The sequence below is a fragment of the Brevibacillus sp. FSL K6-6036 genome (genome assembly GCF_037964015.1).
GTDB classification, from domain to species: Bacteria; Bacillota; Bacilli; order Brevibacillales; family Brevibacillaceae; genus Brevibacillus; species Brevibacillus borstelensis.
This window is the reverse complement of the sequence record NZ_CP150173.1, coordinates 342792-355246: the sequence shown is the minus strand read 5'-3', so window position 1 is coordinate 355246 and position 12455 is coordinate 342792. Positions and strand designations below refer to the sequence as shown.

At 50.7% G+C, this 12455-nt stretch carries 12 protein-coding genes and 1 pseudogene; 4 read left to right on the top strand and 9 right to left on the bottom strand.

Annotated features, from left to right (window positions below; all coding sequences use genetic code 11):
- Positions 1 to 156: 156 nt before the first annotated feature.
- The 3 genes from NST37_RS02040 to NST37_RS02030 form a co-directional block, all read right to left on the bottom strand.
- Positions 157 to 669, bottom strand: coding sequence for a DinB family protein (locus NST37_RS02040; protein WP_327970492.1), 513 nt, complete (start codon positions 667 to 669; stop codon positions 157 to 159).
- Positions 670 to 776: 107 nt separating this feature from the next.
- Positions 777 to 1949, bottom strand: a complete 1173-nt coding sequence (locus NST37_RS02035) for an MFS transporter (protein ID WP_339186753.1) — start codon at positions 1947 to 1949, stop codon at positions 777 to 779.
- Between the two features lie 423 nt (positions 1950 to 2372).
- A complete protein-coding gene (locus NST37_RS02030; protein ID WP_024984223.1) occupies positions 2373 to 3293 on the bottom strand; it encodes a DMT family transporter in 921 nt (306 codons plus the stop codon).
- A 213-nt stretch (positions 3294 to 3506) separates the two neighbouring features.
- On the opposite strand from NST37_RS02030, the gene NST37_RS02025 reads away from it, so the two are divergent.
- Positions 3507 to 4889 carry a PLP-dependent aminotransferase family protein gene (locus NST37_RS02025; RefSeq protein WP_122958024.1) on the top strand — a complete coding sequence of 461 codons (1383 nt, stop codon included), beginning with the start codon at positions 3507 to 3509 and terminating at the stop codon, positions 4887 to 4889.
- A 441-nt stretch (positions 4890 to 5330) separates the two neighbouring features.
- Positions 5331 to 6452 (top strand): GNAT family N-acetyltransferase, encoded by a 1122-nt coding sequence (locus NST37_RS02020; protein WP_122958023.1) that lies wholly within the window; start codon positions 5331 to 5333, stop codon positions 6450 to 6452.
- A gap of 149 nt (positions 6453 to 6601) precedes the next feature.
- Here NST37_RS02020 and NST37_RS02015 read toward each other — a convergent pair whose 3' ends face one another.
- A complete protein-coding gene (locus NST37_RS02015) occupies positions 6602 to 7237 on the bottom strand; it encodes a C39 family peptidase (protein WP_339186152.1) in 636 nt (211 codons plus the stop codon).
- Positions 7224 to 7796, bottom strand: a complete 573-nt coding sequence (locus NST37_RS02010) for a GNAT family N-acetyltransferase (protein WP_003392852.1) — start codon at positions 7794 to 7796, stop codon at positions 7224 to 7226. Before NST37_RS02010 ends, NST37_RS02015 begins: the two co-directional genes overlap by 14 nt.
- A 131-nt stretch (positions 7797 to 7927) precedes the next feature.
- Here NST37_RS02010 and NST37_RS02005 point away from each other — a divergent pair, with 131 nt between their 5' ends.
- A complete protein-coding gene (locus NST37_RS02005; protein ID WP_003392854.1) occupies positions 7928 to 8083 on the top strand; it encodes a hypothetical protein in 156 nt (51 codons plus the stop codon).
- A gap of 333 nt (positions 8084 to 8416) precedes the next feature.
- Here NST37_RS02005 and cyoE read toward each other — a convergent pair whose 3' ends face one another.
- On the bottom strand, positions 8417 to 9361 hold the full coding sequence (gene cyoE / locus NST37_RS02000) for a heme o synthase (RefSeq protein ID WP_003392856.1): 945 nt from the start codon (positions 9359 to 9361) through the stop codon (positions 8417 to 8419).
- 273 nt (positions 9362 to 9634) lie between these two features.
- On the opposite strand from cyoE, the pseudogene NST37_RS01995 reads away from it, so the two are divergent.
- A pseudogene (locus tag NST37_RS01995) lies at positions 9635 to 10248 on the top strand (helix-turn-helix domain-containing protein).
- 54 nt (positions 10249 to 10302) lie between these two features.
- Here the strand turns inward: NST37_RS01995 and NST37_RS01990 are convergent.
- The 3 genes from NST37_RS01990 to NST37_RS01980 all read right to left on the bottom strand — a co-directional run bounded on the left by NST37_RS01990 (position 10303) and on the right by NST37_RS01980 (position 12150).
- Positions 10303 to 10620 carry an HAD family hydrolase gene (locus NST37_RS01990; RefSeq protein ID WP_339186150.1) on the bottom strand — a complete coding sequence of 106 codons (318 nt, stop codon included), beginning with the start codon at positions 10618 to 10620 and terminating at the stop codon, positions 10303 to 10305.
- 34 nt (positions 10621 to 10654) lie between these two features.
- Positions 10655 to 11407, bottom strand: a complete 753-nt coding sequence (locus NST37_RS01985; protein ID WP_172920436.1) for a metallophosphoesterase family protein — start codon at positions 11405 to 11407, stop codon at positions 10655 to 10657.
- 92 nt (positions 11408 to 11499) lie between these two features.
- On the bottom strand, positions 11500 to 12150 hold the full coding sequence (locus tag NST37_RS01980; protein WP_003393069.1) for a DUF6198 family protein: 651 nt from the start codon (positions 12148 to 12150) through the stop codon (positions 11500 to 11502).
- Between the last annotated feature and the right edge of the window lie 305 nt (positions 12151 to 12455).

Sequence of the window (12455 nt, the reverse complement as noted above, 5' to 3'; positions counted from 1 at the left end):
CGGTCGACCTTCAAAGGAATTGCATTACATTTTTCTGTTGGCCGCTTCCTCCCCAAATGCCGGAAGTGGCAAACACGCCGGAGCTTGTCATATGCACCAGTCAAACGCAGCCGTCCAAACCGAGCCGTCTAAACGCTGCCGCCAAACTCGATCAACCTATTCGTCCTGCTTCGCGTACCAAAAAAGCGCAAATTCTGTCATGACCGAGGCGTGGCCGATTTGCCGCAGCATGGCGGAAATATTGCCGCGATGATACGTGCCATGGTTTACGACCTGCAAAACAATTTCGGCATAGCTCGTTTTCCGGAACCCTGCATATGGATTGTCAAGCTCGATCGTCTGGTCCATGTTGTCCTGCCTGCTGAAAACTGCTTTGTACCGCTCCGACAAGTCTGAAAACAACGCGTCCAGCTCCTCGATGCTTTTGGCTTCCGCCTGTTCTATCAGCTGATTGGCAGATGCCAGCGCTTCATTCATGCTTTTGCCGGAAAGAATGTCATACCAACAGTGATCGACCATATAAATATGGGACATTACTTTTGAAACGGAAGGAAAGACGCTTTGCATCTCCATCGTGTATACGTCTTGGGGCAGTTGTTTTAAGTGATTGAAAATGGTTTGATTTGCCCATACATGGTAGTCGTACATATTGAATACAAGCTTTTCCATAATAGTTCCTCCCTTTTTCGGAAACCCATCGTCTGCATCAGTATGTAGCCATCATAAAACAGCTTCCCTGACATCGGCGGTCAGGGAAGTTTTGATCATCTATATTTTTAATTTTGAGCCGGCTTTGCATCATTTCTCCCGCTCAGTGAAACACAAGCGAGGGCGGCAACCAATCCGAGCCCTACAATCAAGCTCGCCAGCCACGGATTGTAAAGGACGGTTGAAGCCGCATTGACCATGACTCCCCCTGCTCCCGCTCCAGCCGCCAATCCCAAATGAATAATCGATGTTTGCAAGGAAAGTACGAGATTCGCTGACTGAGGGGCCTGCTGAATAAAGAACGTTTGAATCGCAGGAGCGGTCGTAAACATGGCAAGCACGATGACGGCTATCAGGAGGCAACCGATTGCCGGCAATGAGGAAAACAGAGGCAAGAGCGCCAATGATACCACATGAACAGCCAATCCGATCAAAATCATCCGAACAACTCCCCACTTGTCGACGACAAATCCGCCCAATCGCGACCCGATCACGCCAAATATGCCAAACACGAGCATCAGCATACCGACCGTAGAGAGCTTCATCTGCAAAATGGACTGCAAAAACGGCGTCAAATACGTAAACATGACGGAATTTCCCGATTCCCTGAAAAAAGTCAGGAACAAACCGCTTACGATGACGAGATTCCCCAGTACCTTAAACTGGTCTTTGAACGAAACGGGAGCGTCTCCCTCAATCTTGGGGAACCTGCGGAAAATGACAACCATGACAAGCAGACTGAAGAGGCCCAATATGAGAAAAATGGCTTGCCAGCCAAGCCAGCCGGCAATGGCTATCCCGATCGGCACTCCCAATACCATCGCACTGCTGAACCCAAGGATGACCGTTCCAATCGCGCCGCCCATTTTATCGGCAGGCACCAGTTTTGCGACAGAGCCGAGTGCGACGACAAGATATACGCCCGAGCTTGCACCCAGGATCATTCGAGATACCATCAGGGTCGCATACTGGGCGCTAGCAAACGAGACGAGACACCCGAGGATAAACACAGCAAGTGAACCAACCAGAACCTGTTTGCGCTCCATACGGGACGTAAACGACACAATGATCGGGGTTCCAATCGCAAACGCGAGCGAATAAGCGGTGATCAGCTGCCCCGCCAGAGCGGTGGATATATGCAATTCTTCGGCGATGACATTCAGGATTCCGGATACCACCAGTTCAGAAGTCGCTGTGAAAAAAACGCCGAATGCAAGAAGGTAAACATACAGTTTCTTCATCATTGTTATTCCTTTCTGACCTATTCACGGGCTTTTGGTCGATGATCCTGTTTCGGGCGCTGGCAGGGATTTCTGCCGCTTTCGTCACCCCGCAGGTCTGGGCGGCTATCCCCGCGCTTGTTCCCCTCAAAACATCATGAAGGCGATGGGAATTGCCACAGCAGGTTTACAGCGATATGCTTCGCCCTTTCGCTGCTCTTGTGGGCAAGCAGCGGTGTACTGAGGTCCGTTGCAGCAAAAGAAAACGCGGCCTGAAAATAGAACAGACACATAGGCTAGGTATCATGCCGCTCACAAAAAGCGGCTGATAACAAGCAATGCACCGGGGCTTGCGCGATTTGGTCTTCGTTTTGCCAGGGTTTTGCCCGAGTTTTGCCCGGTTTCTGTTTGAACCAATCGCACAAGCCCCGCTCCCTCTGCCGACTATTTCATCGATTTGGAATGTGATGTGGCCTGAACCTTTCTCACGGGCGCATTCTTCCCTACCATTACGGAAAGCACGACAATGACAGAGGTTGCTATCGTGAAAAGCGTGATCGATTCGTTCAACAAAAGAGCGGAGAACAGAATCATCAAAAAGGGCTGCAAATACTGCATCTGGCTCACCCGCGAAATTCCCCCCATGGCAAGGCCGCTATACCACGCTACGTATGCCAAAAACTGACTGACGACGGCAAGGTAGATAAAACTGATCCAGGCTTTCAGGGGGGCATGCAGTATTTCCCCTGTGACGTTCATCAGGACAGGGACGACGATAAACGGAACCGCAATGACTAGTGCCCAGGCTATTACCTGCCAAGCGCCCAAGTCCCGTGCCAGCAGCCCTCCCTCGGCATAGCTGAAGGCGAGGAGGATGACTGCCGCAAGCAGCGCGAAATCCGCATACTGCAATTGGCCGAATCCGAGGTGGAAGGCGTACGCGATAACCGCCAGAAAGCCTACCACACTGGCCACCCAATACTTGAAGGAAGGAAGCTCTCTTGCGCGAAGCATGGCGCAGCCTGCAGTAGCCAATGGCAACAAGGCGACGACTACGGCTCCGTGAGAAGCAGGCAATCTCTCCATCGCCCAGGATGTGAGTAAAGGAAAGCCCAGGACAGCACCGAGAGCGACGACAATCAGTCCTTTAAACTGTTTGGCAGACGGAAGCTTCTCCCTCCGAATCAATAAGACAATCGCAACCAGGACCGAAGCGATCACCGTTCTTCCCAGCCCGACAACAGTGGGGCCGAAATATTCGACCGCTATTCGCGTGGTCGGAAGCGTTAAACTAAAGCAAAACACCCCGATTACACCGAGCAACAACCCTAGCCGTTCTTTCTTTTCCTGTTTTTCTCCCAGCATGACAATCCCCCACTTTTTGCTCGCAGCCGGGGGTCAGGCATCTGTCCCCCGTTTGCCCAAGCTGCAAGCGAAATAAATGAACTGTACCACTCCAAATTTTTATACATTGCTTCCAAAGACATGTCAGAATAATTACACTATAGGGGAGACAGACAGCGATTGAAATCGCGCTTTTCCTCATCTGTCCTGGTACAGAATCGGGAGGTTTACCTTGTGGCCGCAAAATACGAGATGATTATGAGCGTAATCAAGCAGCAGGTGGCAAACGGAACAATCGGTCCCGGAAGCAAGCTTCCCTCGGTCCGCATGCTGGCCGACCGATTTTCCTGCAGCAAAAATACCGTCATTCAGGCTTACAGCGAGTTGGAAAAAGAGCATCTGGTGTATTCCGTTCCGAAAAGCGGGTACTATGTGGTGAACGAATACCGCTCGCCGCATGATGAGCTTGCAAACAAAAAGGTTGATTTTTATTCCGCCGGTCCGGACAGGGAAGCGATGCCTTACATTGAGTTTCAGCATTGCATCAACCAGGCCATCGACATTTACAAAGAAGAGCTGTTCAGTTATTCCGATCGCCAAGGCTTTTATTCCCTGCGCCTCCAGCTCATCAAATACTTGCAAAATCTGCAGGTGTTTACAGACCCGGAGAGGCTTTTCATCACGTCGGGAGCGCAGCAGGCTCTCCATCTGCTGGTGTCTATGCCATTTCCCAACGGCAAAAGGAATATCCTTATGGAACAGCCAACCTACTTCGGGTTTATCGAGGCAGTGGAGCTTCAGAGCGCCACGGCATTGGGCATCGAACGGACAATGAAAGGACTTGATCTCGACCGTTTGGAATATATGTTCCGAAACAATGACATCAAATTTTTTTATACCGTCCCGCGGTTTCACAATCCGCTTGGTCACAGCTATACAAATGAAGAGAAAAAACAGATTGTGAAGCTGGCGCAAAAATACGATGTGTACATCGTTGAGGATGATTTTCTGGGCGATCTTGATCCGAACCCCAGGCATGACCCCATGTTCTCCTACGATCCTTCCGGGCGAGTGATCTATCTCAAAAGCTTTTCGAAAATCATGCTGCCCGGACTAAGACTTGCCGCCGTCGTCCTGCCCAAGCTCATGATCCACACATTTTCGCGCCATAAATTCAGTGCAGATTTCAACAGCTCCGCACTTTCTCAAGGAGCCTTGGAAATTTATTTGAAGAGCGGCATGTTCCAGGGACACATCAAAAGAATAAAAAAGCTTTATCAACGAAAGATGAAGCTGCTTCAAGAAGCCTGCGACATCCACTTGCCCCCCGGCGCTTCCATCTCCAGGCCGACTTCCGGTTTTTATCTGGCCGTCTCTCTCCCTGAACATGTGAAGGCCGGGCGGATGGCCGATTTGCTGCTCCGGGCAAATGTCTACGTCGATGACGCGGTGCGCATGTTTTTGCCTGAATATCGCCAGGAAAATATGCTGCGCCTCTGCATCTCCCAGGTGAGCGAGGAGCAGATTGGCCGCGGGGTCGAACAAATCGCCCGGTGCATTGTCTTTCTTCAAGGGAAAAAGGATCATTTTCATTCCAGACCATCTTTGCTGCTGTAAGCCTGAAGCTGTACCCTTTTTTGGAAAATACAGGTTGTATCTGCAATCCATTTGCGTTATTCTAATGGCATCTCGCTTTTGAAGGGAATGATTGGCATGAAACGCCGGGCTTATTTTCCTTATGGAATGATGATGAACTAAATAGTGCAGATGGTGCTTCCTCTGCAGTTTTATAAGGATATCGCTGCTCATGGCTCCTATAAAAAGGGGGTTTATTTGCTTTGCAGATAAACCCGGCAACAATAGGCCGATAGAGACCGCAGGCGTTGTCTGCGGTCTTTTTGCGCCCAAAAACAGGCGTACGCAGAGATTACGGAACGAAAAGGCCGCGATTTTATCAAAATCCGGGCGATGCGCAAGCAAGGCAGTTGCCGTCATGGAACAGCGTTTTAGCCGTTATGCGATTTTATGCTTTTCCCAAACAAAAGGAGGTTTTGCTTCATGGAGCTGCAAAGCAAAAACTATACAAAGGCCCTGGACATTTTTCAGGATTGCAAGAACCACTTGTGTATTCACGGAGTGATCCGTGGCCTCATACCCGGCCGAATTTTTATGGCGGATGATTCTGCTACGGCCATGGTGGCAAGCACAGAAGGAATATATCTGGGCGGCAATCCCGATAATGATCTGTTTTTACGGGAGATGAACAGCCTGTTACGCCATGAGATTTTTCCCAAGCTTGACACCGACGATGTGCTGGACTATGTCGTCTATTACCCGCAAAGCCCGCTGTGGGAAGCGAAAATGGATATCGTGATGAAAGATCTGTACGCGATGAAAAGCGGCAGAATGACCTTTTCTCACGATCTGGGCAACACGGATGCACCGCTTGCCGACGGTGTCATCCCTGTGGATCAAAAGCTGCTGGCACGCGAGGATTGCATCGGTGTGGACGACGTTTTGGAGGAAATCTCGAACCAATGGCCTTCGCTGGAGGCATTTCTAGACAAAGGTTTCGGATGCGTCGGCATTGAGGAAACAGAGCGAGGACCGGTCATTGTCAGCTGGTGCCTGACAGATTGGGTGGTCGGCAGCGAGTGCGAGCTGGGCGTTGAAACCGCAGAAGGCTACCGGGAAAAAGGCTGGGCCAAAAAGACAGCCGCAGGCGCTCTCGCACTGGCCCGGAAACGGGGCCTCACACGAGCAGGCTGGCAGTGCTGGTCCAGCAATGCAGCCTCTCGACGAACGGCCCTTTCTGTCGGATTCAAGCCGCTTGCCGAATACCCGGTCCTGTTCGGGTGGACGAATCCGCTGAACAATTTTCTCGTAAACGGCAATTATTACATGCAAGGAGACGGGACTGTGGGCACTCAAAAGGATTATGCCCGCGCCGCATGGAGCTACGCCCAGGCCCTTGACAAAGGCTGGGACTGGGACGGCATGGCCTCGCTGTATTGGAATGCGGCCTGCCTGTTCTACCGGATCGGCGAGAAGGAGCGCGCCAAGCATTATTACCGGATCGCTGTGGAGAAAGGCTGGGACGGTACCGAGTGCCAGACCGCCGCAGACTATGTGTACTCCGAAGCGGATTCCGCGGCCATAGCTCTGGAATTGGCGAAATAAAAACGCAGGCGACCGACGCATTGGCGCCGGAGAGCAAATCCCGGACTGTCCCTCCGTATGAATTTTGCAGTAAACAAGTTTAGCTGAAACAAACAAAAAATGGATAGAGTTTCAGGCATCAACTGAAGCTCTATCCATTTCTATTACCTTTATTGCGAAGGCTTGATCAATCCCCCCCGCCCGGCGTAAAAACGGGCGAAGACCTCGAAGCTTAACCGGACATTTTCCTGACTGGCGGGCGTGTCCCCGGATGGATTGTGAAAAACGACCTCCCGGGTTTGAGCATTGCCGCCAAATACATACACCAGATGCCCGCCTTGCCGGGGCGGCGTCACCTCAGGCGTGCGGATACTCGGGTGGACAGAAGCAAAGAAGACTTGGCCTTGATCGAGCAATTCGCCGATCTCTTCAATCGGTGTATGCTCCTTGACCTCGGCTGCAAGCCCGAATTTGTCCGCGACAAAGGAAACAAAGGGACGGTAGAACAAGCCTTTGATCGTCCCGTCCCCGTTCTCGACATACCCTCCGTATTCCCGGCATTGTTTCATTAACTCGATGGTTGGAATGATTTGCTTTTGCCGATGGGCGAGCAGCATTTTCAGGCAGGCCATGCCGCAGATGTGAGCGCTCCAGGTCGCATATTCCTCCCGGTTGGAGGCGCCGGACAGATGCCACAGGGGGTCATCGGCAGGAAGCATGCGCCCGGACAAAAAATCCGGCACCAGCTCCCGAGATTCCCATTGCGAAAAATAAGGCACTACAGCCATATTCTCATTCCTTTCCATGGCGATTTGTTCGCTCCCGATCAAAATGAAGGTACCAGTACAGCGCAGTCTCGCCGCTGCTTTCGGGAATGCCTTTATACACAAAAAAATCAAAGCCGCCTATGACAAAGCCGCAGCTCTCGTAAAATTTGCATGCGTTTACATTGTTGCTTTGCGTCTCCAGCATGATGCCGGCCATTCCGCCCGCCTTCGCCCAAAGCACGGCCTGCTCGATTAATTTGCGGCCGATACCAAACCTTCTGCAGCTTTTGTCTACTTTGATGTCTTCTATATAAGCGAAATGGTTCCAATTCCGCTTCAACACAATCAGGCCCGCGACTTTATCGTCTGCCAGTGCGACATAGATGATTTGATCGGGATTGCCGATGTATTCGGAATAGTCCACGTCTTCCTCTTCCAAATAGCTTTTCTGATAAGCAGGCACTTCTCTGACTGTATACCCGATTCGCCCATCGGTTACGGATAGGACAAGCTCGGAATCAACGAGGAAGCTGCCATCGATGCTATCCACGCGGTAATCTCCGTGAGCGTCCTTCAGTTCCGCTATTTTTATATTCATTGTCTTCCTCCCGTACTTAACTGGCCCCCACAAGAAGACCGACAATCCAGCTACTCTCCCTTTGTTCTAAATGGACAGCCTTGCTTTGGATATACTAAGTCCAAATTCATTGTCCATACATGAAAGGAGGATTGTTCCCCATCGACACACACCGCGAGGACCATTTGCCCGATTTTAAACAGTTGACCGACCGCGTGATCGCCCCGCCTCCCCAAGGTCCAATCATTGGCATTCGGACCAATCTGGACAAAGAATCCGAGGATGCGGGAAAAGAAGCGCCGAAATAGGCGATCCAGCCTCTTGTCCGAAAGGCTACAGGCACAAGCCGCCCAGCTTTGGTACGACGGCTTGTGCCGAACCATCAAGGGCGCGGATTTGGCCTGGGGGAATCAGCCACTCTTTTGCATCCCCTCTGGCATGTTGCTCGCGCAGCCGCTGCCTTCCATAGTTGCAGTCCGCCAGGGAATACTTACTATTTGTCCATTCTGCTGCCTAAGTCCTTCTCTTTATATCGGGCAGCTCAATTTTTATCCGGGAATAGAAAAAGACAGCCCCTTTTCAGAGCCTGCCTTTGCCATTGCGAATACCCGCCAACATATGAATTTGTCGGACTGGTATGCTTACAATTCCAGAAAGACGCCCACCAGCGAATAAAGAATCACGGTAGAAAACAAGACGGTCATGTGCAGCAGTGAAAACAGGAACAGCGATTTTGCCCACTTCTCCGGGTCCATTTTTTTATAGCCATACACACTTAAAATCAGCCATGCGACACTCAACAAAAGAGCCACCAGCATCAGTCCGAGGCTAAGCGAGCCAAGCAGAAAGCTGGTCGCGATCAATACGACCAAATACACATTCGTTTGGATATAGGTTCTGCGGACGCCCTTGACTACAGGCAGCATGGGAACCTTCGCTGCCTTGTACTCATCGTGCTTGCGGATCGCGATTGCATAGAAATGGGGCATTTGCCAAATTACCATGATCACAAAGAGGCCCAGGATCGCCGGATGCGTGATATCCGGATGAATCGCTGCCCACCCGATGAGCGGAGGAGCTGCTCCAGAGATGCTTCCCACCTCTGTATTGTAGATCGTCCTTCGTTTCGTCCACATCGTATAAGGGACGACATAAAAAAACAGTCCCAAAAACCCCAGCAATGCCGCAAGCGGAGTAGTCCATGCGAGAGCCGCCAGTCCCAGGATCGTCATGACAATCCCCAGCCACAATACCGTCTTCGGCTCTATTTCCCCTGTTACAGTAGGTCTGTTTTTGGTCCTCTCCATCACAGAGTCAATGTCGCGGTCATACAGGTTATTAAAAGCCCCCGCCGCCCCCATTACCAGACTCGAACCGACGAAAGCCAAGATGATTTCCGGAAGCTTTTCAAACGGGCTGATCTTGTACGTATATAAGGCCAATGTCAATCCCGCAAACATCGGAATCAAATTCGACTTGATAATCCCCGTCTTCACGGTTTGCGCCAAAATCTTTGACAATGTCTGTTTCGGAGCCGTTGAGAGGGCTTGTTGTATGTTCGTATCGATTTTTTCGTCCTTTTGCATTTTCCCTATCTTCCTTTTCTAATCTACCCGAAATGTGACCAGCTCTTTTTACTCCTACCTAGTATATCAATTTATCATTCATTATGTTGCGAGTTCAAACAATTGGCACACACCAGTACCTGCCAAATGGGAAATGACTATCCCGAAAGACGCTGCAAATAACGATTTAAAGTAGAAAAATACAGATGTTTCCTTATATACTCATTGGAATTTACATACTAATCGGTATATTAATAGTATATGGGACGGCAGTCAAGAAAGGAAGGACGAGCGGTGACGAGACGACGATTGACCCAAGAGGAGCGCAAGCAGGAAACACGGCAATTGCTCTGGAATCGGCAGCGAAGACTTTTGCCCAGCTCGGTTTTCACGGGGCCTCTGTCGATAAAATCGCGGAGTTTGCCGGGTTTAGCAAAGGAGCCGTTTACGCCCATTTTCAGTCCAAGGAAGAGCTGTTTCTTGCTATATTGGAACAGCAAATGAAATTGCATGTGCACACTATCCATAAAATTATTAGCCAACAGCCTTCACTTGAGCATTTTCATGAGACGATGAACCGCTATTTCCATTCAGCCAGACAGCAAACCCGGACCTGGAGCATGCTGAACATGGAATTTCTTTTATATGCGATGCGAGAGGAATCGGTTCGCCAGAAGTGGTCGAGCATGATCTTGGAATCGGCAGAACAACTCTCAAAGACAATCGAGGAAATGATGGCAAAGGAGCATTGCGAGGCGTCTTTATCTGCGGAAGAAATGGCGTGGACTCTATTGTCGCTGGAAAATGGCATGGCTATCTTTTCTTCTATTGTGGAAAACGCCGCTCCTCCCGATTTATTTGGAAAAGCGCTGCAAAGCATGCTCCAGCCCCCTCGTCAGGAAGAATAGGTTTCCCCTGATGGGAGGGGGCAGCATGTCAAATGCAGGGTTGGGCGTTTGTGATCATCTATACGGAAATAAGGGATGAACATGATCGTGCCATACAATATGGATTAGCTCCCCCAAATCGTCAATGACAGCATCCGCCTCTGCTACAGTTTCAAACTGTTCATTTCTCTTCCAAACCGCCTTCATTCCGACAGCCCGGCTGGCTCTGACATCGTTCTCCGGATGATCCCCTACAAATAGAGCATCTTCTGCCGGAACGCCAAGCTTTGCAAGCGCCCGAAGAAAAATCGCCGGGTCTGGCTTTCGCAGCCCTTCCCATTCCGATATCAATGCCTTATCGAAAAAATGCTCAATGTGCAGCGCCGGACACACCCCTTTGCGCTTTCATGCCTCGCTAAAAAAGCGGCTATCCAGACATACGCTCAAACACTTCCATTGCTTGAGCAGCCGTGGGAACCTGGACGACATTCTCCTCTGCGAACTCATGGGCTTGTGGATCGTCACTTCTTCTAATTTCGCTTGCGGCAGCTTCTACGTCGTAAGCCGTCCGCCGAAACTCGCATCCGTTCGGGCCAAGCAGCAGCCAATAGGCACCGGGCTGGTCGGCATAGGGCATACCCACGCTTCCTGCATTGATGACGCGAGTTTTTCCGGCAAGCAGTTCAAACTGAATATGCGTGTGCCCGCAAACAACCGTTCCTTGCTCAACTCCCTGAAAGATAGCGTCCAGCCTTTCCTGCTGCGTGAGCGGTGTAAAAATCACCTCGTCGCTATGCGGGGTCGCATGACAGAACAATACCTCCCCAATCCCTTCGATATATTGGACAAACAGTTGCGGCATCTGCGACAAAAAATCGCGCTGAGCGCGTGTCAACTGTTTGGCGACCCATTCCGTCTTTTCACGCCCCTTCGCTGACATTCCGGGACGAAGCGGCTCACCGTCAAAAGCCATGACGACTTCGCGATCACAGTTGCCACGTATGAAGCGGACCTTCGTTTCCAGCCGGAAAAGACGCTCGATCGTCTGTGCAGGCATTGGCCCAGAGACGATATCTCCCCCAATGACAAGCAAGTCCGGTTTCACGTCTTCAAGCTCATCCAACACAGCGTGTAGGGCTGGCAAATTGCCATGGATGTCATAAAGTGCTGCCACTTTCATCGTACATCTCTCCTTTCGACCATCAAACCGTACTTTTAAAAAAACCACCACGGAAACGAAATGCTTGCGTGGTGGTTTTGCTTTGTGCCAGGTTAAACCGCTGTTTTCTTTGGCGCTCTTCCGTACGGGACGGCCATCATTCGCTCCCACATCGGGATAAACTGCTTGATCAACGGCCCGATCGCTACTGCCGTCACCAGTGTACCGATCGAAACCGGCCCTCCCAAGAGAAAGCCCACGAGCGCAACTGTACATTCGATCCCGACCCTGACTTTGCCGATCCCCCAGCCCATTCGTTCATGCAGCGCCAGCATAAAGCTGTCGCGGGGTCCGGCCCCGATTCGCGGCGAAATGTACATCCCTGTTCCGAACGTATAGATCAGAAGCCCGCCCGCGAACAAGACGACGCGCTCCGTCAAGGTTTCGCCGGTAGGAATCCATTCCAGCCACAAGAATAAGTCAATGAACAGCCCGAAGAAAAACATGTTTAAAAACATGCCCACGTTTGGCCTGATCTTTCCGATTACGTAAGACGCGAGTATGATGAGCGCTCCAACGATTTGCGACCAACTGCCGATGGTCAGTCCAAATGTCTTTTGCAATCCAATGTGCAATGTATCCCACGGAGCCACACCGAGATTCGCTTCGATCATCATCCCGATTCCAAAGCCCATCACAGCCAGGCCCAGCATGAAAACGGCATACTGAACCGTTACCGGGCTTGAAAAAAACTTCTTTATCATGATTGGTTCCCCCTGTTGTGTTGGGGTGGTCAGCCCCTATTTTCGGTTGTCCTCTTCAGGACGCATAAGGGGGAGATTGTGCGAATGCTATCCATTGTCCGAAGACGGGCATCACGTGTGTATCCATAAGCTTCACCTTCTTTCTGCAAAATTGAATATTTGGACTACTTGACCGAGTAAATGACCCTACAGGAGGAACCGGCTTCAAGCTCACGCCATCTTGCATCTTATGATAATTTTTCAGGATTTATTTCTCTTTCCCTCTCCCGTTGAACGAAAGGACTTGCTTATTCTCTCTTTTCTAC

Bases quoted from the DNA above. Each gene is read 5' to 3' on its own strand.
- NST37_RS02040 (WP_327970492.1), bottom strand. From the start codon at position 669: ATGGAAAAGCTTGTATTCAATATGTACGACTACCATGTATGGGCAAAT.
- NST37_RS02035 (WP_339186753.1), bottom strand. From the start codon at position 1,949: ATGAAGAAACTGTATGTTTACCTTCTTGCATTCGGCGTTTTTTTCACA.
- NST37_RS02030 (WP_024984223.1), bottom strand. From the start codon at position 3,293: ATGCTGGGAGAAAAACAGGAAAAGAAAGAACGGCTAGGGTTGTTGCTC.
- NST37_RS02020 (WP_122958023.1), top strand. From the start codon at position 5,331: ATGGAGCTGCAAAGCAAAAACTATACAAAGGCCCTGGACATTTTTCAG.
- NST37_RS02015 (WP_339186152.1), bottom strand. From the start codon at position 7,237: ATGGAAAGGAATGAGAATATGGCTGTAGTGCCTTATTTTTCGCAATGG.
- NST37_RS02010 (WP_003392852.1), bottom strand. From the start codon at position 7,796: ATGAATATAAAAATAGCGGAACTGAAGGACGCTCACGGAGATTACCGC.
- cyoE (WP_003392856.1), bottom strand. From the start codon at position 9,361: ATGCAAAAGGACGAAAAAATCGATACGAACATACAACAAGCCCTCTCA.
- NST37_RS01985 (WP_172920436.1), bottom strand. From the start codon at position 11,407: ATGAAAGTGGCAGCACTTTATGACATCCATGGCAATTTGCCAGCCCTA.
- NST37_RS01980 (WP_003393069.1), bottom strand. From the start codon at position 12,150: ATGATAAAGAAGTTTTTTTCAAGCCCGGTAACGGTTCAGTATGCCGTT.